General features: G+C 43.8%; 9 protein-coding genes. All 9 read right to left on the reverse strand.

Going from position 1 to position 22,381, the window contains the following annotated elements; genetic code table 11:
* Nucleotides 1-66: 66 nt before the first annotated feature.
* On the reverse strand, nt 67-2,415 hold the full coding sequence (locus tag GC098_RS28550) for a polysaccharide lyase family 8 super-sandwich domain-containing protein (protein WP_171646602.1): 2,349 nt from the start codon (nt 2,413-2,415) through the stop codon (nt 67-69).
* Between the two features lie 133 nt (nt 2,416-2,548).
* Nucleotides 2,549-3,940 carry a sulfatase family protein gene (locus GC098_RS28555; protein ID WP_171646604.1) on the reverse strand — a complete coding sequence of 464 codons (1,392 nt, stop codon included), beginning with the start codon at nt 3,938-3,940 and terminating at the stop codon, nt 2,549-2,551.
* Nucleotides 3,941-3,953: 13 nt separating this feature from the next.
* Complete coding sequence (locus GC098_RS28560) at nt 3,954-4,844, reverse strand: carbohydrate ABC transporter permease (RefSeq protein ID WP_171646607.1); 891 nt, start codon at nt 4,842-4,844, stop codon at nt 3,954-3,956.
* Nucleotides 4,845-4,862: 18 nt separating this feature from the next.
* Nucleotides 4,863-5,819 carry an ABC transporter permease gene (locus GC098_RS28565; RefSeq protein WP_171646639.1) on the reverse strand — a complete coding sequence of 319 codons (957 nt, stop codon included), beginning with the start codon at nt 5,817-5,819 and terminating at the stop codon, nt 4,863-4,865.
* A gap of 223 nt (nt 5,820-6,042) precedes the next feature.
* Complete coding sequence (locus tag GC098_RS28570) at nt 6,043-9,588, reverse strand: heparinase II/III domain-containing protein (RefSeq protein WP_171646609.1); 3,546 nt, start codon at nt 9,586-9,588, stop codon at nt 6,043-6,045.
* A gap of 107 nt (nt 9,589-9,695) precedes the next feature.
* Nucleotides 9,696-11,312 (reverse strand): type 2 periplasmic-binding domain-containing protein, encoded by a 1,617-nt coding sequence (locus GC098_RS28575; protein WP_171646611.1) that lies wholly within the window; start codon nt 11,310-11,312, stop codon nt 9,696-9,698.
* Nucleotides 11,313-11,796: 484 nt separating this feature from the next.
* Complete coding sequence (locus tag GC098_RS28580) at nt 11,797-14,445, reverse strand: alginate lyase family protein (protein WP_171646613.1); 2,649 nt, start codon at nt 14,443-14,445, stop codon at nt 11,797-11,799.
* A 219-nt stretch (nt 14,446-14,664) separates the two neighbouring features.
* Nucleotides 14,665-16,206, reverse strand: a complete 1,542-nt coding sequence (locus tag GC098_RS28585; protein ID WP_171646615.1) for a glycoside hydrolase family 16 protein — start codon at nt 16,204-16,206, stop codon at nt 14,665-14,667.
* A gap of 1,284 nt (nt 16,207-17,490) precedes the next feature.
* Nucleotides 17,491-21,906, reverse strand: coding sequence for an OmpL47-type beta-barrel domain-containing protein (locus GC098_RS28590; protein WP_171646617.1), 4,416 nt, complete (start codon nt 21,904-21,906; stop codon nt 17,491-17,493).
* Between the last annotated feature and the right edge of the window lie 475 nt (nt 21,907-22,381).

Below are 22,381 nucleotides of genomic sequence, written 5' to 3' on the forward strand. Positions count from 1 at the left end.
CTATTATAACTATACTGGGCTTGCCAAGCAAACGAAAGTCTTTATTCCAAAAAGGTTTTCAGCCCATTATTTTAAATTGACAACGACCGTATTCGGCTTACCGACTTCAGGTATTCCAGGCATTTTGATTGGAACTGCATGCCATTCATTGTCAATGGTATTCCCATCACCAACAAGCGGAATGGTCAAGTAAATAATTAGTTCATCCAAATTCACATCCTGATTAGGGTCGCTTACCGTAATAAACAGCTTGTCTCCCTCTTGCTCCAACATGACTACAGTAGGTTTGGAAACCTTCATCTTCAACGTCTCTGTACTGCATACTGTTTCATTATCATAGAACACAGCTTGAATCATACTATTATTGGCCACAGCTTGAAGTTTGGTTGTGTTGGAAATGATTTGAACAGGATTTGAAGCTAGATACGATTGCGGCTCCTGATCGCCGGCATACATGAGATACGAATACTTGCAATCAACAGGCGCCGCCCCATGATTCACCCAAATCTGGAATATCGGGCACAGCTCATTGTCTGCCTCATTATTTGTAAAGTTTAACAGTTCCCAATGCGTTTTCCTTTCCTCTGCTAACATGACGACTTCCCCGGACGTATGCTCAGGAAGTACCGCATAAAGAATGCCATCCTGCTTTACCCAAGGAATATCCTTGCTCCTGGACTCGCACCCTTTAAGTGTTACCTTTACACCATTTTTGTCCATACCGTAAGTCTCTATCGAAGGACTCCCTGCCGTATGATACAAAATATCCGTAGCCCACTTCGTCTGATTGATCGTGGTCCGTATCTCGCTGCCCATTTCAGGTCGATGATCCGAGATCCCCGCACCCAAGCAGACAATCGTATCGCCTATAATAAAATAACCTTTATGCGCCTTTACTCCGAAGATTTCTTTGCTGCCATCTTGATGGATAACACCGGCTCCATCCAGCTTCTTCCGATCATCTTTCTCAAAAATAAATCCTGCTGCACCGTTGTCATTGCGGGCAACTCCTCCCGCGTAAGGATGAATACTGTTATAACCAGACCAATTTGTCCCGGGCACAAGCTTTGCAGTCTCTATATAGCGGGCTGTTATGCCAGGTAAAGAAGCAAGTTCCCAGGCCCCTTTGCTTTCAGCCCATTCAGTGCCGTCTCTTGCTATGACATAGGAACCATCCGCTGTAAATAGATTAAGCTTATCTGCCATAATATGAGCGAATTCTACACCGTCGCAACGATTTGAAGCCATGTTCAAATAGAAATACAGCTTATCCGTTTTCTTGATCAAATCATCATTGTTCCAGAAGTAGCGTACTCCTTTGTAATAACCTGAAGGATACCCGTCCATCATTTGAACATCTTTATGATCAAGTAGATCGTTCATTTCTTTCAACTGTTCTTCCGTTAACAAATAACTAAAATTTTCTATCAGTAATTGTGCCAAATTATAAATATAGCTGACGTCATCTTTCATCTTCCTTGTGAAAATATGCCTGGACTGCATGGGTGCGTCAAAGCCCTTGTAATGACTCCAACTGATTCCGCGAATAAAGTTGATCAGCCAATCCATATTTCGGTAAGTGATCTCTTTCTCCCAGGGTGTTCCTTTCAGATCCTTGATGATATTCAATCCGCTCAGTATACCATCCTTCGGATAGCCATTATTATAGGCTTGCGGACCATGCCCCCAACCGAAGCCATCGGCGCATATCCCTTCGTCCCAATAGGACTCGTTGCTGTTCGTATGAGAAGTCGGCGTAAAAATATGACTGACGACATGTGTCATAGTATCTATCATTTCTACAGATTGAAGCATTACTGCTGTATAAAAGGAAGGACGATAGGTCAACGCATTACCGCCTACCCACCAGACATGCATTCGGAACCGCTCAGGACTGATCGGATGGCTGTCGGTATGATCGCCGCGAAGCGGCAATGTCCATGACTGAAGCGCACATCGGCTCAGCTGCTTATGTACTTCCTTTGTTAGCGAATCATCCTTAGTTCCTTTCTCAACAGCTTCCATATCGTCAAGAAAGAAGACAAACAGATTCACAGCTGCAAGAGGGACAGCAAAAACAGAGCTGTGAAACCGAGTAGCCTTCTTGTCCTCCCTGTCCGCTTCCATTTTGCAATAATAAGCAATGCCTTTAAAAATCCTGGATTTCAAGTTTTCATCCTGCATCGGTTTTTCTCGTGACCAATGAAAGGGTTCAGAAAGCGAGGTCAGCCGCAGGATGGCATCATACACGTCCTTAAAAGAATCACCTAAATCTGCAAAGCGTCCATCTTCTGATAACTGTGAAATATAATAATCTCTTTGATTATAGTTACTATAAAGTTTATGAGCGCGAATTGGCTGGCGAGCAATTTGCCTTCGTAAAACGACAATTGCTTGCAATTTGTTTGCAAGCATCTCGGCCGAATTCTCGTTAAGTTTATGTAGACATTCACTGCATGATAAAGAGCTCTTCCATAAGGTTTCAGGTAGTAGATCAGCATATATGGTGTTATAAGTATTCATAGTTACCCCTTTCTTATTCTTCATCCTATTTATTCCAGATATCTTTTGTAGTTGCGAGAACTTCATCCAGTTTTATTCTTAACTCTTTGACGAGTTCGTCATGAACATCGGCAATATTTCTCTGTTGGTAGAGGTCATTCAGATCGTCGTACAAAATGTAAGATTCTCTCTCGACATAGTCTTTTTTGACTAAGAATGTGTACTGCTTTGTCTTGAGTCCCCTCATATTTGTGAATGCATTAATAAATAATCCCTCTGTATCACCATCTTGGAGACCGTAAAAATAGTCTGCCTTATTATCACCCTCAACGTCATCCGGTATTTGATCCTCAAGTCCCATCATAGTTAGCAAGCTTGGCATAATATCAGGAACATTTAATATAAAATCGGATTTACCTGGTTTTATCTTCCCAGGGTGTCTGATTAAAAAAGGTACTTTGAAGCTTTCAGCGTACCAATGCGGTTTCCCCATAACGTTATGGCTTCCCATCATCTCTCCATGATCTGAAGTGAAGACCACAATCGTATCGTCCTTTATTCCCATTCCCTCAATGGCATCGAGTATTCTCTTAAAGTGTTCATCCACACCCGTAATGGCGGCAAAATAATTTTTCACATTATTTCGTGCAATTTCCTTACCATTTTGGGGTTTATCGCTTATCTGTAAATACTCTTCCGGGGTTTTATCCGTTACGTTTTCCCTGTTCAGCAAATCCTCTACGCTTTTTCCTTCGTACATATCGACGTACTTTTGAGGAACCTGTTTAAATGGCGGATGCGGAGGATTTAGGGACATCATCAAAGCAAACGGCTTGCTTTCATCCCGATATTTCCCATCCTTATTCCGGATATAATTGATCGCTACGTCAGTCTCGTGCTTGACTGACCATTCTTCCGGCTTGATTTTCTCCTCAATCTTCGCATTATTCACCCAATAGTGCGGTTCAAGATGATTGTCGCAGGCGCCGTATGCGTGCCAAAACGTGAAGTTATGTCTTCTATTCGGCAACGTATAGGAATCCCACATCACGCCATCTTCCCTGCGTCCCTCTGTATACTTTTCTTGCGATAGATCTACCGGATCCAGATGCCACTTGCCAATATACCCCGTATTGTAGCCGTTTTCGAATAAAACGTCCGAAATGCATCTTTCATCTTTTTTCAGGTACACGCCATACGTGTTTCTGTTGCTGTTGCAGTTTGCGATTACGCCATTTGAATATGGATATTTGCCGGTTAACAACATGCCTCTGTACGGACTACATAAAGGGAAATTGCTCAGCGCATTTTCGAGTACTAAACTTTCTTGGCTGAATTGGTCTAGATTAGGTGTGATTACCGGATCTGCATTCATAAACCCAAGTGCTTGCTGCCTCCATTGATCTGGAAAAAAATAAATTAAATTCGGATGTTTCATTTTCAAAACACTCCTATCCTTTTATAGAACCAACCATAACTCCTTTGATAAAGTACCTCTGAAGAAAAGGATACAAGAAAAGCATCGGAACGCTTGCGATAATAATGACGCCATATTTGATCTGTTCCGCAATAATTCGGGCTTCCTCAGCCTGTGTAATATCATCGGTCATAGTCGTCAAGTTTTGGGACTGGATCAGGATAGATCTTAAGATTAACTGAAGCGGAAACTTCTCTGAGCTGTTTAAGAAAATCATTGCTTTAAAATAATCATTCCAATGCCCCACACCATAGTAAAGCGCCAAAACGGCCATCACAGACTTAGACAAAGGAAGCACCATCGAAATAAAAAACCTGAACGGCGAACATCCATCAATCGCTGCCGCCTGTTCGATTTCTTCTGAAATATTGGATTCCAAAAAGCTGCGCGTGATAATAATATTAAACACCCCAACCGCGCCAAGGATAACCATCGCCATCGCCGTGTCACGAAGACCAAGACTCTTGACCAACAAATAATGCGGAATTAAACCGCCGCTAAAATACATCGTGATCATCAGTACGATCATAATTACTTTGCGTCCCGAGAAATATTTGCGGGATAAAGGGAAGCCAATCATCATGGTCAATATAACATTGAGCGTAGTTCCAACAACCGTATATAAAATGGTATTGCCATATCCCGTCCAAATTCTTGTATCCTTGAATATTCTTTCGTATCCTTCCAAGGTAATGCCTTTGGGCAACATAATCACATTGCCGCTAACTACGTCATTTGGACTCGATATGGAAGCTATGAAAACAAAATATAAAGGGTATAACACGATAAGCAGGAAAAATCCCAGCACACTATAATTAATGATATCAAATACGAGATCCTCTTTAGATCTTTTAATTGTTTTCATCGTCGTCGAACTCCTTTCTTACCAGAGACTGGAACCACTCAGCTTTTTAGCGATACGGTTTGTGCTGATCAGCAAAATAATATTGATTATCGTATTAAAAAGTCCGATTGCCGTTGAATAGCTGAACTGGCTGCCTTCAAGACCAATTTTATATACATAAGTTGAAATCACTTCAGATGCATCAATATTCAGAGCGTTTTGCAGCAAGTAAGCTTTCTGGAAACCAACATTCATGACAGAACCCACGTTGAGGATAAATAAAATAACCATCGTTTGTGAAATTCCTGGAATATCTACATGCCGAATGATCTGTAACTTGCTGGCTCCGTCAACTTTTGCAGCCTCATACAATTCAGGGCTTATTGAAGACAATGCAGCGATATAAATAATGGTTCCCCAACCGGCATTCTGCCAAATGCCTGACCATACAAATATGCTTTTCCACAAGTCGGGACGCGCCATAAAGTTAATTTTTTCTCCGCCAAATGATGCGATAATCGTATTGACTACACCGATACTGGGCGATAAAAAGATAAGCAGCATGCTTGAGAGAACAACAACCGATATAAAATGGGGAGCATACGTTACTGTTTGCACAATTTTTTTGAAACGCAGGTTTCTCACCTGATTTAAAAGCAATGCCAGAATGATAGGAATTGGAAAACCTACAATCAATTCATAGAGACTTACGCCAAGCGTATTTTTCAACACCGTCATGAACTGGTAGGATCCCAAAAATCTTTCAAAATGCTTAAATCCTACCCAAGGACTGCCCCATATCCCCTTTGAAATCACAAAATCCTTGAATGCCAGTTGAATACCATACATAGGAACATAGTCAAAAATAATAATGTAAATCAGTGCAGGAAGGCACAATAGGTATAAATGATAATCGCGAGAGAATACTTTTTTTAGAAGCCTTTTCTTGTTGACTTGCGGATATCCCTCTGTTTTTACATCATTCTTTGAAGCCATTTTTGCAATTTCCACAGCAGCCCATCTCCTTCACCTTACTTGAAAGCGCTTAAATATCATGCCTCTAAATATATACAAACGCTTAACATACGTATATAAACATTATTTTCTGCATATGCAGAATTTCAATAAAGGTTCAAATCCATGTCTTGCAAGAGCTTTAGATCGTGAAGAAGGAGGAATAGCGCCCGCGAGCGCCTTCCTCCCCCAATTTCACAGCTCTTTAATTATGTGACAATATATAATTGGCGTCACGCAGCAATAAGGTTGCCGTATCATTTGAAATGTGCTTCCCACTTTGCGCTTTCACTTCATTCACAAAACTGTTTAAATTATTTTTTACCAATTCCGTCTGTAAGCTATTGGCAATTCCCGCATTGTCAATCTGGCTGGTACTCAAGAAGAGAGATACCAATTTTTTTAAGGAATCGACGGTAGCAGCGGTCTGGAATTGAACAGTCTTGATTCCCTGTTTACCAGATATGTCAGTGGAGGTAATTAGAAGTGTGTGTTGACCCAGCGGCAACGAATAGAGCGGAATGGTCGTTCCCATTTGGAATGCATACGTATCCAGCGTAACCGTTGTCTTGCTGTTGTCGACACCGGACAAGTCATCGGTCAATGTAAACTGCGGCCTCAATTCCTCAGAATCATCATATACGCTGCCGTCTTTCGGATTGGACACCGAAATAGCCGGCGGTGTTTGGTCGACGATAAATGTCGGTAAAGAAATATGAACCTTTACATCACCTGGTATGACATACGGTACCCCGCTGCCTGGCGGCTCTTCCATGACGAATTTGCCATCTTCCATTATTCGGTTAGGCCAGTATAACCATTTCCCGCCACCGTTTACAACTTCAAAAGCCGGAGGTTGCTCAATCGTTAAAACTGTATGATGCTCTTTGGTTTCAACACCGACAACCTTCAATCCCCAACCGGAAGTATCACCAAATTCAGTCTGTACCCATTGATTCTTTAAGAGCTCAGCATTCTCAACGATACCATCCAGCGTCATTGTATTTGGAGATGTGCCGTCTATCGAATCAGTCGTTGACAATACCTTGAAGGTTTGATCTTTTTTGCCAGTCAATACATTGCCGTTAAGTTCCGTATTCCCTTCTTCACCATGATATATCCAAAGAATTTCACCGTTATCTCTAGCTTTCCTAACAATGGATACTTTGCCTGAGAAGGTGATTCCTTCCACGCTTCTCTTTAACGAATCATTACTAATATACACAATATCTTCATAATCTTTTGTCGTGACAACTGCAGCAATGGTCATTCCAGTAGGATCTTCCGGATAAATCCATCTGACATTTTCAACCTGTGGCGTTTCCGTCTTGCTCTTCCATGTCTCGTATACCCCAGCATACTTGGTAACGGTATCAGGCGATACAAGATTTCTCCGGTAAAGTTGGTATCCAGGGAAATTGCTCTGCAACTCTGTTTTATTCAGCGTCTTTCTGAGTGTCGGGACTCGAGTAAAATACGTTTCCGCGCCTGGTACGCCGTTAATAAAGCTTTTTACTGCAACACCCGTGTCTTTGCCAATCCATGAAAAACTAAATGCACCTTCTCCACTCCCAGTTTTCGGATTCTTCATTAGGTTTCGGAATTCGCTAAGCCCTTCTTCGTGGCCGGTACTCTTCAGATATTGCGCCATATCTGTGCCATCATGAGTCTGCAATTGGAGTGACGTCTCTAGATTCGTATCTTCTTCCTCAATAGCACGTAAATAGGATTCATGAGCGTCGCCACCCTTTAGTCTTTGCAAATCAAGCACATAGGACTTATTACCATCCACTTTCATAAGTAATATCATACGCCTGTTCATCTCAGCCAAATCACCTATAGGACCAGGTGAGGACGCTTCCAAAAGCTGCACTTGTTTTCCATTCTTTGTTCCAGGATCATAAGCCAACTGTGACGCTCTGCGCGTTTCATGACTTCTGCTCGTATAACTGCTACCAGCTTTTTTGGACCATACCCAGCCAATATTGTGAGCTTGGGAAGACATATGATAAAAACCGTTGGAAGTTCGCCCTCTCGGATACCCCGGATCAGGAAATACTTCACTGCCCGATCCCCATAATGTCAATTGCAGGTGATCCCCATGTGCATGCCCCGTAGAATAAGGCAATCCTCCTGCAATAGGCGGAAAAGTCAGAGATACTTGTGTTGCATTCTCGGTATCCCCTTGTGTAAGCGCATAGTATCCCGATGCATTTAATTCAATATTAGACAAATACTCCGGTAAAATAGGGTCTTTTTGAGAACGTACAAAATGATCCGTATCGTTCAGGAATATCTTTTGTCCATTGGGAAATTTCATTTTATTCATGAGGTCTTTGCCCTTTTGGAGCATTGGCCAACGGTTGGACAGGTTTGTATGATCTAACTTTAATCTAAATTGATTATCAATGTAACCCTGAGGATCTTTGAAACAGCTCTCTAAAAGCAAAGCGGCATCACCTGTATTTACCATTTGCCCGTGATAGGTAATAGTCGCTTCTTGCCAAAAGCCGTCGGCAAAAAATTGATCCGGTCCCATGTAAGTATCTACCCATGGCAGAACTAACCTTATTAATTCCGGATCATTTAATACGGATGCCACTCCGAATACAGCCTTTATTGCATAAGGCACAAGATTGGAATAATAAAAACCATTATTCAGATTATACATATCAATCACAGTGGATCTTAACCAGGTTTCTACAACGCTTCGGGCATCTTCTCCGACTTGAGATGAGATCTGATCCCACTGGCTTGAATTATAAACCAAGTCATATGCATAAACAGCATGAACAGGCACATAATTTGGAAAGGCATGGAACAAATCATCTTTAGTAATTTTTGGAATATTCGAGTAGTCCTTAGCAAACCTATAAAGCGCCTGAATCGCTCTTTTCGAATATGTTTCATCCTTAGTAGTACTATAGAGAAAGCTCATTTGTCTGATCGTTTTTTCAAAATTCGGACGAGCGTCTAACGTTTTTCTGCTTAGCGATTCAGTTTGAATACGCGTCAAATAAGAACTGTCAGATAATGCCATAACAGGGTCAACTGTTGGCTTGGTTAACGTAGTGTCTAATTCTTCTTTTTTTACTCCTTGCATATCACCAAAGAACGGAAACATTAAGATTAATTGATTCGGATAACTAGTAGTTGGCACTCGTATAGGATGTTTAATGTCTGTACTGTCCCATGTAACAATGGCATTGATCATGTTGCTTATTTCAACAGGTTCAAAAGACAGTTGAGAATCACTTACAACCAATAAACCGCTTTCATTTTCATATACACTTTTGTCTAGAGCTGTTGCAATCGTCTGTATAGGTACAAGGGGCTCATAGCTTCCTGGCTTACTGGCAACATCTACAGATTTGTTTGCAAAAGTGAATCTTAAAGTGTTATTTTCCAGCTGTACAGGAGCCTGTAATTGGAGGCTTTTTACAACAAAACTGACCGGGACATAGAGCATGTCATCAATTTTCGTTGCGTTTACTTCCGGATTGTTTGCATCAATTTTGACTCTGTTATTATTCACATAAGCATTGTTATTGCCTGCATAAATGACCAAAGCGTTGCTTAGTTTGCTTACTATTGAACCCGTTAACTGTTTGGGTGCCCAGTCTCTGAATGCAGTCTTTTCCGTTTTATAGGGTGGACCTTCTGATCCAGTGGAAGCTGCAATACTTGATATTTGAAACGTCATCATCAAAACAAGCAACAAGGCTACAATTCTTCCATACTGTTTAGTCAAATCTAACACTCCTCGTTAATTAACAAATTATTTTGAGTTTCAGTAAATCGGGACAGATTTAACTATTGCTAGCTACAATTCTGCCCCGTCTAGTTGCTTATATTTGATTATTTCGTACTGTCATAGGCTTTCTGATTAATTTTGATATAATCGTCCATCCCGAGTTTTTTCAACTGATTCACGTATTCATTCCAATCAGCATCAATCCCGCCGCTATAGATCCACTTTGCCGTCATTTTGGTTACATATTGCCCGAGATCTGCTACAACAATTGAGTTACGTTCCGCGTCCTTTTGTTCCATGAAAGGACTCCCATAGGCTTCTTTCTGGAAAAATGGACTGTAGATCTTTTCCGCTTCTTCCTTTGATATTGTGGCGGCTGATTTTTTATTTAATGTTACATCGCCCATAAGTTGAATATACAAGGAGGAATTTACAGGTGTATCTGCAGATTTTTCAATCCCTGTAAATTGTTTACCGTCTGCCTTCAGTATCTCTTCGAACATTCCGTTGCCCAGTTTTTTAAGGTACTTGTCATAGGGTCCACTGGAATTCTGAATGGATGTATCCGTATCGTAATTCAGATCTGCCCATTTCATCAAAACTTCCGGATTTTTCGCCTTATTCGTGATTGCAAAAGCAATATTGAAATTCACTGGCGTTAGCCTTTTCGCCCAGCGTTGCTTGCCATCGGGTCCTTTAAGAGGAGGGCCATAAACAAAATTATCACTATTTGTATTTGCTGTTGACCAGTAAATACCGCCGCCTACTGAAGGTACTTTACTTGTCATTTTTGCCGTGTATGCAGAACCGTCCATTGTAAAAGCTTCTTTATCAATAAGCCCTTCAGTCGCCAACTTATTTAAGAATTTAATGGCTTCTTTATATTCATTTTGTCCAGGTACAAAAATGAGTTTACCGTCTTTGACATCAATCATCGACTGTGGCATAACAAGTCCGGAAAACCCGATCAAGGAAGAAATGCCATTTATTTTATCTACTTGTCCATTGGTACCATATCGGAACGTAAAAGGAATTTCATCGTCTTTGCCATTTCCATTCAAATCTTTCGCCGCTTTGATTGCTTTCAGGTATTCGTAAAACTCATCCGTTGTGGTAGGAATCTTCAAACCTAGCTTATCCAACCAAAGCTTGTTATAAAGGATGGTGTCATTGGTATTGGTAGTTCCTTCAGAATACGAAGGCAATCCATATACGTGTCCATCAGGTGCTGTCATTTGCTTAAGTATATTCGGGTTTCTTTCTATCAGTTTTGTTAAATTAGGCATGATATCTTTATTGATCATCTTTTCCAGTGGAATAAGAACTCCCTGAGTGCCGTAGTTCACATAATCACTTGTTTCAATAGCAAAGCCACCATAAAAGGCGTCCGGCAGATCTCCGCTTGCAAAGGCCAGCTGTCTTTTTTGCTTAAAGGCATCTCCTGTGCCCCAATCCAACCAATCAATCTGAACGTTTGACTTTTTCTCAAACTGCTCGTTCCATGATGTCAATGTTTGGAAGGGTTTAAAACCGTCGGATCTGTTTTGTGCAAAAGTGTACTTCACTTTTTCCTTTAGTGGAAATTCCACGGATTTTGCAGTTACTGACGAATTCTTGGGCGATTCCGCCACCTTGCCTGCATCCTTATCGCTACTGCAGCCTGTTACCATAGCTGAAGCAAGCATGCTGAGAGCGATGAAAGACGATACTCTCTTCTTCATTAAGACCCACTCCTTTGTGAAATGTAAAATCAACCAAATGTAAACGCTTAACAATTACATTTCTCATATTAGTACAACGCTATTTTGACGTATATATACATTATTTTCTGCATGTGCAGAATTCCAATTCACCTTATAGACCCACGTTCCACAAGGATTATAGCGCATGATTCCCTTGTATTGCACGGAATTTCTACTGTCTCTTTCCCCACCTTCAAGTTATGTAATCCATTTTGACCAAACATATAGCATTTTGTTTATTGTATTATGATTGCCCATAGTCCTTCCCAAGGAAGGACTATGGCTGTTTCGATTTGCTGTAACATGTTTTTCGTTCACGTCCGCAAGATGTCAGTCTCATATAGTAACCGTTTTCACTATTCACTTTTATCACAGCTCTGTCAGCAGGTACATATGCCAGATCGCCAAATCGGAAATGCGAGATTTTGATATTCGCCTGTTTGGCGGCGGAATCAACGACTATTTACTCAAGAATGAAAAAGTTTGGTTTGCGAATTTCGACCCAAACATCCCCAGGAATGATTCTAGGCTGCCGCTTTTCCACATTTAGGTTGTTTTGGCCACTTAACAGCGCGCCGGTTTGGTCTTGAACGTTCGGATAGAAAAGCATCTTCGCTCCCTGCTCCGTCAACTCGAAGGGAGGGCGATCCTGCACACGAATCATACTGCCTTGTGCGTCGGCAATTTTCATGCCGTAACCCGATTGGTCGCCGAATGTCATTTGCAGCCAAAGGTCTTTCATAGAAGGATCGTTTGGTATCAAGCCGTCTATTCGGATTTTGCTTTCGGACTTGTCCTTATTGGAGCCTTTAGCATCCACTGCTTTAAATCTTAGGTCCGCAGCCCCTTTAACCGATACGCCTTCCCCTTCAATTTGGCCTTCACCGTAAAGATAAGCCCAAATCGGCTTTCCAGTCGCCTTGTCTCTGCGCACTAAGGCCGTCTTGCCTGCAAATCGGAAACCCTCCGCTTCGCGTGTTGCCGTATCGTCGCTGATATAGATAATATCCTCGTATGACCCGGCCTGAACGACAATCGCACTGCTCATCGGATCCGCCGGCGCCGTCTCTTTCCACTGAACCGATTGCACCATCGGCTGCAGACTGCTTCTCCACGTTTCGTAAACAGCTCCGTAGCGCGTGACCGTCTCCGGATTCACAATATGACGGCGGTACAAATGCCAGCCCGGGAAATCGAAAGCTTTCTTCGCGTCTCCACCCGTTCTGCGCATTGTCGGTACTTCCGAGAAAATAACCTCGCTATCCGGAATCCCGTTCATATAGGCGCGAATCGAAGAACCGCTTGTCGAACCGATCGAAGTGAATTGGAAATCCGCTGAACCGTTGCCAACCTGCGGATTTGTCATCAGGTTCCGGTAGTCGGGTAACCCTTCCTCCTTGCCGATGCTTTTCAAATAACCTTCCGTCGTCTCGCCCGGATGCTGCACCAGCTCCATTGGCGTTGAAACTTGCGACGCTTCGTCCTCCTCGGAGCGCAAATATAGCTCATGCGCCTGACCGCCTTTCAGTCGTTGCAGGTCGACGACATATGAGCGGTTGCCATCAATTTGAACAAGCATCAGCTGACGGCGCTTGACTTCGGCCAGATCGCCTTCCGGCCCAGGCGAGGAAGCTTCGATCAACTGCACCCGTTTCCCGGACAGCGTCCCCGGGTCGTACGCCAGCATCGATGCACGTGTCGGCTGCGACGCTCTGCTCTTGTAGTTGCTCGCATCTTTAGACCATACCCAGCCGACATTGTGATCAACCGCATCCATATGGAAAAAGCGGGTCGGACCGGAGCGCATGTAACCGGAATCGGGCAGCATTTCCATACCGGCTCCCCATAGAATCAATCCTAGGTTGTTCGCATGGTAATGCCCTCCAGAATAAGGAGTACCTTCCGCCAGCGGATTAAAGCTGAGATTCACTTGAGTCGCATCGTCCCTATCCCCGGCTGTCAGCGCAATATGCCCGAAGTGCCATAGCTCGATGTTATTCAGGTTCTTGATCGGATCAGCCGCGGATTTGTTATTCGTGTTGGCATCGGCATCGTTAAGAGCAATCGGTCTACCGTCCGGAAACTGCAGTATCGTTGGGATTTGTTTCGCTTTCTCCAGAAGCGACCACATGGGGCTTAAATCAGTGTGATCGAGCTTTAAGCCCAGCTTCTTGTCGACGTATCCTTTCGGATCCGAATAGGTGAGTTTCAACAAATCGAGAGCCGCAACGATATTGCCGACAACCTGATTGTGGTAGCTGATCGTCCCTTCATGCCACATGCCATCCGCGTGAAAATAGGTTCCGGACAACAACTTTTCGAACCAAGGAATAAATAGACGAATCATATCGGGATCGTTCAGGATGACCGCCGTCCCCAATACATTGCGGAGCCCGTAAGGAACGATATTGCTGAGGTAAGCTTCATTCCCAAGATTGTACATGTCCATGGCTGCTTCTCGGAACCAGTCTTCGATCGACGACCGAATGTCACCGCCGACCTCGGATGAAAGAGTCTTCCACTGTTCCGAATTATAAATCAGATCGTAGGCGTAAACGCACTGGATCGGTATGATGTCCTTATAGGAATGGAACTGGATATTTACCGATTTCGGAACAGCTCCGTAACCTTGGGCAAATTGCTGCATGACGAGAATAGCCCGTCTTGCATACTGCTCATCACCCGTTTTGCCATACATTTGAGCCATCCGGCTAACCATCGTCTCGTACTCGGGGTGAATGTCAATTCGAGTACGGGTTTCGGCGTTCTTCCTGGCTGCTTCAATTAGGTCCTCTTCCGTCATCGCCATGATCGGGGCAATGCCTTGCATGATTTTGGCGTCATTCTCGTTGGGCTTCTGGAAGGAAGCGAACATTTTCGTAATGGCTGCAACCTCATTCCCGTTCTCCTTGACGGTAAACGGAATAGGATGCTTAACATCCGCACTGGACCATTTTCCGATAACGTTTGACGCTGTTTTCAAGACTGCGGAATCAGCTGAGGACGCCTCAGCTCGCAAATTGAAATCCGCATTCGCAATAGGCAAAGACGTGACGGCCAAACTCACTCCCAAACTAAGTATCACTGTATAACGACCAACCGGACGTGCCATAACCGACCACCTTTCCGAGTGAACACCGTTTGTCCGCATAATCGAACAGCAAATCTCACTCATCCTGTTTTTATTACCCACGTTCCAAGCATTGTGTTTATTGCACCTTTCTTTTCTGAGGTATATCTACATTTCATGCAGTCCTGTTCCATAAGGGTTTTTATGATTGCCCATAGTCCTTCCCAAGGAAGAACTATGGGCAACATTAAATACACTGCTCTACTTTTTCGACAATACATATTCAGCATCTCGCAGTAAATAGGTCGCCGCTTCGCTTGAAATATGCTTCCCGTTTTGCGCATGAACCTCATTCACAAAGCTGTAGAAATTGTTTTCGGCCAATTTTTCAAGAAGACTATTTGCAACACCGGCATTGTCGATCCACTTATTGTCAGTAAAGCGTGTCACCAATGCATTCAAGGAATCGACAGAGGCCACCGTCCGAATCGTGACGCTTTGGCTTCCCTGGTTACCCGCCAAATCGCTTGAATCAATAACAAGTGTATGCACCCCGAGCGGCAATTTATATAGCGGAATCGCGTCTCCGGTCGTGTAAGAAATCGTATCCAGTGTCACCGTCGTCTTACCGTCATCGATACCCGACAGAATATCATTCAGCGTAAACTGCGGCGTCAGATCAATGGAATTTTCAAAAGTGCCGTCTTCAACCGGAACAGACACCAGCACCGTCGGCGCAGTCTTGTCGATGCTAACGGTTGCCGAATGGGCCTGTTCCACGTTGCCTGCGTTATCGACGCTCCAATAAACAAGCGTATGGACTCCCTCCGTCTTCAATGTAATCGCATTGCCGCTTTGCTGTGCGCCGCCGTCTACGGTGTAATACGTAGCCGCTACTACTGAGCTGTCATCAACGGCGTTCAAGGTGACGGTTGTATCCTGATTAACCCATCCGGCAGGGGCGTTATCCGTCGTAACAGGCGGTGTTAAATCCTTCTGATATACCCGGACATAATCAACGGTCATATCTGAAGTGCTGCTGCTCGAGGAGCCGTAGCCGCCCGTCGGAATATTGCCTGCCCAACCATTATTTTTAACCTCCGTGCTCAGAATAATATATTCCGGAACGTTGGATACAGCCGCTAATGTTGACCATTTCAGCACACCGTCAAAATAATAGTTCGTCCCGGTTGGGGACCACTCCACTGCATATGTATGGTAACCAGTTCCCGTATCTCCTTCCCATAACACGCTGCTTTGCGACTTGTGATAAGCGCCATAGCCGTCCCAGTGAATGTTGTTCATCCCTTTGGACGATACGTTTGTGCCGTTACTTGTTACATTGCGATGTTCAATAATATCCATCTCCACACCGGAATTGGACGGATCGCCAATGATTTGTCCATAGGTTGGCGACTGCAGCCAGAAGGCCGACCATTGCCCCGGACTGGTGTTAAATTTGATACGAGCCTCGAATTTACCGTATTTCCACATATTCTTGCTCCTGATCATACCGGTATAATGAGTGTTGTTCTCGGTGTATGCTTTCACCAAAAGATTTCCGCTACCATCAAGAACGACCGCATCCTTGGTGTTGATGGAATCATTGCGCGGTCCGAGATAGCGGTAATCCCATTTGGATGTATCCATGCTTGAGCCTGCCGCTCCGTTGAATTCATCCTCAAAGACAAGTTGATATCCTGAGTTATCGAACCCTGCCGCGGTCGCCTGCTGTAGGTTGCATGCTATCAGCACCGCGATCGATACAACCGTTCCCATAATGGCCTTCCAATTTTTCTTCATTTATTGATCCTCCTCCATTTGTAAAAAAGTCCTTGTCGTAAAATCTCTTTCAGTCCGTATCCAGATCCGTTTCCGAATCTGCTCAGGATCCTTTGTCCTTATGTGGGTACTGTATTCTCCTGCGGAGGCCCTCTTGCACAATTAGGGTCATTCGTCAGCTTGTGTAGCTGAGTGTACAGTCTGGCGTATCTTTAAAAATACGTTCTCCAATTCCGAAACGTGAGCTTAGCTGACTCCGCTTTTACCACCAGAATGAAAGCGTTATCACGAATGCGTTATCACCACTCCTTTCTAATTATTCCAAATTGTGTAACAAGTGGCATGTAATAACTTCTAGCACATCAACCGAATGTAAACGCTTAACAATTACATTTTCCATATTAGTACAACGCTATTTTGACGTATATATACATTATTTTCTGCATGTGCAGAATTCCAATTTACCCTGTAAACCCACGTTCCATAAGGATTATAGCGCATGATTCCCTTGTATAGCACGGAATTTCTACTATCTCTTTCCCCACCTTCAAGTTATGTAATCCATTTTGACCGAACATATAGCATTGTGTTTATTGCACCCTTCTTTTCTGAGGTATATATACATTTTTTTCATGATACGCAGAATTAAATCAAGCTGTATACATGAAAATGCACCTCACATGTGGTTAATTGGGATGGTGTGTGACAAGCTGTATTCGCTTCCAAAAAAAACAACTTAGAGCCAGCACCGTCATCGACGAGTCCCGCCAAATTATTACCCATTGTTGTAGCAACAGTCCCCAATAATTTGGTATCCAGTGTATAGGTGCCATTTGTAACCGTGGGAGCGCTTGCATTAAAATCAACATTTGTGAAGTCCCTGAGACAATACTTGGATCCCTTTGCACCGCTGCTAGACTACTTCCACAAACGGGAAATATCAAGGCCACTAGCAACATCGATAATAAGACAAGCATTACTTGTTTTCCAATTTTCACACATAATTCCTCCATGACTTGGTAGTTTGATTTACTTCGATTGAAAATAGAGGAGAGTGCCAGATTAATCAATCAACGGTAGTCCAGGCTATAATATTCAAGTTTTTCCTTCAATCATAGGAATTCACCTCACGAGTACTAATTAGTCATAGTGTAATTAGCAATGGGCATTAGAGGTGTGATACATTTTTGCCTGAATGTGCAATTCCCCTACTTCCTGCTTTACTAGCATTAAAAATGTAAAACGGGCAAGAGCTCGCGAATCATGCATCGCAAGCTCTATTACCCGCATTAAGTCATGAATGCACTATTTTTGTAACAAAATAGATTCAGCGTCCCGCAGCAAATATTTCGCAGCTTCACTAGAAATGTGCTTCCCGCTTTGCGCCTGCACCTCATTCACAAAACTCTTCAAATTGGTTTTTGCCAATTTTGCCTGCAGACTATTGGCGATTCCAGCATTATCAATCAAATTGGAATCGGCAAAGTGCGTCACCAATGTTTTTAAGGAATCGATGCTGGCTACAGTCTGAAAGCGAACGGTTTCACTTCCTTGATTGCCGGCTAGGTCACTCGTAGATACAACGAGTGTATGAAGACCAAGCTGTAACGTATACAAGGGAATTGTCGCCCCTTGTTGTAACGTATTTGCATCCAACATGACCGTTGTCTTGGTGTTATCAACCCCGGACAAATTATCAACCAGCGAAATAACTGGAGTTATGCTCCCGGAATCGTTAAATGTACCATACACCACTTCGGATATAGTAATTGTTGGCGCAATCGTATCCAGGTTGAAACTGATTGTTTTGGCAGTTTCAACATTCCCGGCGATGTCTGTTGAACGATAACTCAATGTGTACTTGCTGTCTTGATTCAACGTTACCGGGGCCGTATACCTTTGCCAAGTAGCCCTGTCATCTAGACTGTATTCAGTCTTAGCAGCACCGGACAAAGCATCATACGCGTTCAGGCTTACCGTAACCGGATGCACATACCATCCGTTCAGTCCGTCCGGTTGTAAAGGCGTTACAACCGCCGTCGTTACAGGCGGCGTCTTGTCTATACTGAAAGTAACCGTATGCGCCTGTTCCAAGTTGCCTGCATTATCCACGCTCCAATAAACAAGCTTATGGACTCCCTCCGTATTAAACAAAACCGTATTGCCGCTTTGCTGTGCGCCGCCGTCTACGGTGTAATACGTAGCCGCTACTCCCGAGCCGACATCAACGGCGTTCAAAGAGACGGTCGTGTATTGGTTGACCCATCCGGCTGGCGCGTTATCGGTCGTAACGGGAGGCGTAAAATCTGACGTAAATTTCGGTTGATTGAACACAACGTAAACCTTTCCTGGAATAGATAGTTCTGGAAAGAATAACGTATCCACACCTTGATCCGTCACGCGGAAAGGATTGTAACTTTCAACAGTAAGCACCGTGGAATCAGTAAGCTCGGTGACGCTTTCCACTTTCAGCCCGTATCCCGATCCATCACCGAATTTCGTTTGGATTCTCTGTCCTACTAATGCATTCGGATTCGAGAATTTTCCATTTACGGTAATCGTGTTACCTCTTACGGCCGGGTCAAGCGCCGTATTCGTGGAAGCCGTCGTTGTTGCTGTGATCTCCAGTTGTTGCGTGCCATAGCCGACTGTATTTGCAGCTTGCATTGCCACTTTACCTGGGCCGTTAACATAGGAATATACAAGATTTCCAGTTACGGCGTCAGTTCTCGCAACGGCAATATTTCCTGCAAAGGTGATGCCGTTGTAATTGCGTTCTTTCATATCGCCGCTTGTATAAATAATGTCTACGTAGTTATTGCTTCTTACAACGGCAAAGTTCGTCATTGGATCCGCATCGTCTGGTTTTACCCAAACAACACTGCTTACCTGTCCTGTTTGACCTTGTTTGAACATTTCATACACAGAACCATACTGTGTAATTTGGCTGCTGTCCGATACAATGTGTCTTCTAGCAAGGTGAGACGTCACATACTTGGATTCTTCAGCTTTCGTTGTCGTTCTTCTGCCGGTTGGAATCAGCGATAAAAATACATCCGAGCCGCCAACCCCATTCATGAATGTACGGAGGGACGCGCCTGTTTGCTTTCCTGTCCAAGTAAAGGAGAAGCTGTTATTTCCGGATCCGGCTTGCGGCTTCAACAGTTGATTTCTATCGGTAGACAATCCTGCAGTACTGTTAATGCTAGTCAAGTAGTCCTGCAAGTTGGCTTTTCCCGTATCTGCGAGCTGAACGTCTTGCACCTGAACGTCCATGTTTTCCAATTCCGAGCCGCGTTGATAGATTTCATGCGCCTGGCCGCCTTGCATTCGAGTCAAGTCAAAGGTGTAGTTGCTGTTCCCGCCCAGATTGACAAGCATGATTAATCTGCGGTTCATAGCTGCGCCTTTTCCATCTGGTCCTGGATCGGAAGCTTCAACCAGCTGCACCTGTTTGCTGTTCGACGCCCCGGAATCGTAAGCCAATAATGAAGGCTTTGTCCATGCACCAGTTGATGCCGTATTCGCTCCGTCCTGTCTCCATACCCACGGCATATTTCTCCAGAGCGGCCGCATCGAAGGATATCGTAAGGTAGCCCCGCTTCCATCGCCGTAGCTAGTTCTATTCAGATAGCCTGTATATGGCAGCATTTCAACTCCGGCTCCCCACAGATCAAGGGATAAGAAGTTCGAATGCGTATGACCGCCTGCGAAGCCAAGGTCTGTAGGCTGATACAACAACCCGGCATGGGTAGCTTCAGTTAGATCTCCCTGGAACAGTCCATAATAGCCTAAGCCCGGCAATTCGATGTTTTTCAATCCTTTGTCGACAATCGGCAATGCTTGCGGATCTCCGGTTTTACCATACGTATCACTGATTGGAATGGCTTTGCCATCCGGATAGATCAGCTTGTCGGAACTAAAATTAGTAGACATTGACAGCAGTGGCCATCTTGAGCTCAGATCCGTCTTATCCAGTTTGAGACCCAATTTGGTATCCACATAGTCTTGTGGATCCGTCCAGTTTTTCAACACATCCACCATCGTTTTCACATTACCGGATACCTGATCTCCATAGCTGGTCGTTTCTTCTCCCCACATGCCGTCGGAGAAATAATAGGTCCCGCTAAGAAGTCGGTCATTGAGATCAATCGCTTCCCGGATCAGATCGGGGTCAGTTAGAAGCATGCCCGTTACAGCAGAGGATCGGGTACCGTATGGCGTGATATTGTTCAAAGGCATGCTGTTGACGAGTCTGATATTCTCGTAGGCACCAGGTTTGAGCCAAAGCTCCTCGATCGTTTGCTTAACCTCTGCAGAGGAGATCGCAGGGTCTAGCTCACCCCATATACTTAAGTCAATAAGCGTGCCATAAGCGTAGACCGCGTCCTGCGGGAATTCATAATTTCCTCCCCAGAAGTCGGTATAGTTTTTATTGACCACAATGCGAGGATAATCCAGCGCCTGATAATAAAGGATGATAGCGGCTTTCCTTGCATATTTGGGGTCATTGGTGAGCTTATAAAGCTGAGCAAATAGCCTTGCATATTTTTCAAACTTGGTATGAATATCCGGAATTGAAATTTTGGCTGATGCCGCTTTAACCTCCTGGATGAAATCACTTTCATTCATATCCAAATATGTTTGAAGCTCAGAGTTCAGCGTCATGATTTGGCCTACACTATAAGTAAGCTCGCTCCGAGACGCTGACGTAAGAACCGCTGCCAGATCCCCTCCGTCGATAGCGTGCGAGTTCCACGCATGAGCCGGTTCTTGCACAGTAACCTGGAAAGACCTGCTCAGTCCGCTTGCTGTTTCCGTCGCGGTAATCGTTGCCACTCCCGTATTCAGCGCGAGCAGTCCGTTGCCAACCACTTTTGCGATACTTGGGTCCGAGGATGTCCAGATTACACTTTCCACATAGGCCGGGTCGGGAAGCGTCTTGATGGTTAAAATGGATCCTTTTCCTTTATCTACAGATATATCGGAAACAATAATGTCTTGGAGCGGAGGAACGATTGAACCCGCTTTCAAGTATGCGATCATCGTCCGGCTTGCCGTCTTACTTGCATTTGTAATTTGCGTGATATTATTTTGATATAGACCAATCCAATTGCCCAAATCCTGTTGGTTGATCCTCAGCGTTCCGTTGATCCAGATACTATACCAATGGTTTGGCGTATCCACTTCGACAACGATGTCGTACCACTGATCCGCTGTATAGGGACCAAGCACATTCCCTTTGGAATCTTTGATATTTCCATTCTGATCAAAAACAAGCAATGATGGCCAAGCAGGCGTACCTGAAGGCGGGGTCATGCTCTTCATCTGGAAGACATTTCTTTGCGAATTCGTATTATTGAATTTCAATCTAGTTTGTATACCGAACCGGTCCGTCTTATTAATGCCGGCTTTATACGAACCGACACTGGCTGTATCCGCTTCCAAAAAAAACAAGCTCGAACCGGTTCCATCTGCGACAAGTCCAGCCAAATTTTTGCCCGCTGTCGTTGCAACAGTTCCCAACAATTTTGTATCCAACGTATATGTGCCATTCGCAACCGCAGGAGCGCTTACATTAAAGTCAACGCTTGTGAAATCTCCGGTGATCAGTACAGGCTCCCCTTGGGCCGCTACTAAGCCTTTAGCAAACACAGGAACTGCGGATGTTATTAGCAATATCGATAAAAAAACAATCATGATTTTTTTTCCAATTTTCACACGAGATCCCCCCAAGTCGTAATAATTTGATTTAGTTCAATTGATTGTAGTGGAGAGCGCTTAATCAAACTGTATTTTTCCAATAAAGATAATTTCGTGTCATTTGTTTGATCATTAGATTCCTCCTCCCGATATAATGAACAACTAGTCACAGTATAAACAGTAAAGTACTCTGCAGGTATGCTTAATTTTTACCTGAATGTGCAATTTCACTACTTTCTGTTTAAGACAAAGCGCTTTTGTAGACCACTACTAATAAATTAAATAGTGGGTTGTATTGCAAAAATAAAAATGTTAAAGAGTAGTAGCGCCACATCATTGGATAAGTTAGAGGGCAGTCGAATTATGTTCGGACTGCCCTTTCCTAATCATATGCATGGCCTTGATTCCCTTTAATGATAACGACAAGCGTTTTAAAAGAAAAAATCCTTGTGGGATGTATACCCCAAAGGATTTTCTGCGATCTTTCTGACGC

The sequence above is a fragment of the Paenibacillus phytorum genome (assembly GCF_013141715.1).
GTDB classification, from domain to species: domain Bacteria; phylum Bacillota; class Bacilli; order Paenibacillales; family NBRC-103111; genus Paenibacillus_E; species Paenibacillus_E phytorum.

What these genes read in the sequence shown, in the direction of transcription:
- GC098_RS28565 (WP_171646639.1), bottom strand. Translation starts at nt 5,819, where the DNA reads ATGGCTTCAAAGAATGATGTAAAAACAGAGGGATATCCGCAAGTCAAC.
- GC098_RS28560 (WP_171646607.1), bottom strand. Translation starts at nt 4,844, where the DNA reads ATGAAAACAATTAAAAGATCTAAAGAGGATCTCGTATTTGATATCATT.
- GC098_RS28550 (WP_171646602.1), bottom strand. Translation starts at nt 2,415, where the DNA reads ATGCTTGCAAACAAATTGCAAGCAATTGTCGTTTTACGAAGGCAAATT.
- GC098_RS28580 (WP_171646613.1), bottom strand. Translation starts at nt 14,445, where the DNA reads ATGGCACGTCCGGTTGGTCGTTATACAGTGATACTTAGTTTGGGAGTG.
- GC098_RS28585 (WP_171646615.1), bottom strand. Translation starts at nt 16,206, where the DNA reads ATGAAGAAAAATTGGAAGGCCATTATGGGAACGGTTGTATCGATCGCG.
- GC098_RS28575 (WP_171646611.1), bottom strand. Translation starts at nt 11,312, where the DNA reads ATGAAGAAGAGAGTATCGTCTTTCATCGCTCTCAGCATGCTTGCTTCA.
- GC098_RS28555 (WP_171646604.1), bottom strand. Translation starts at nt 3,940, where the DNA reads ATGAAACATCCGAATTTAATTTATTTTTTTCCAGATCAATGGAGGCAG.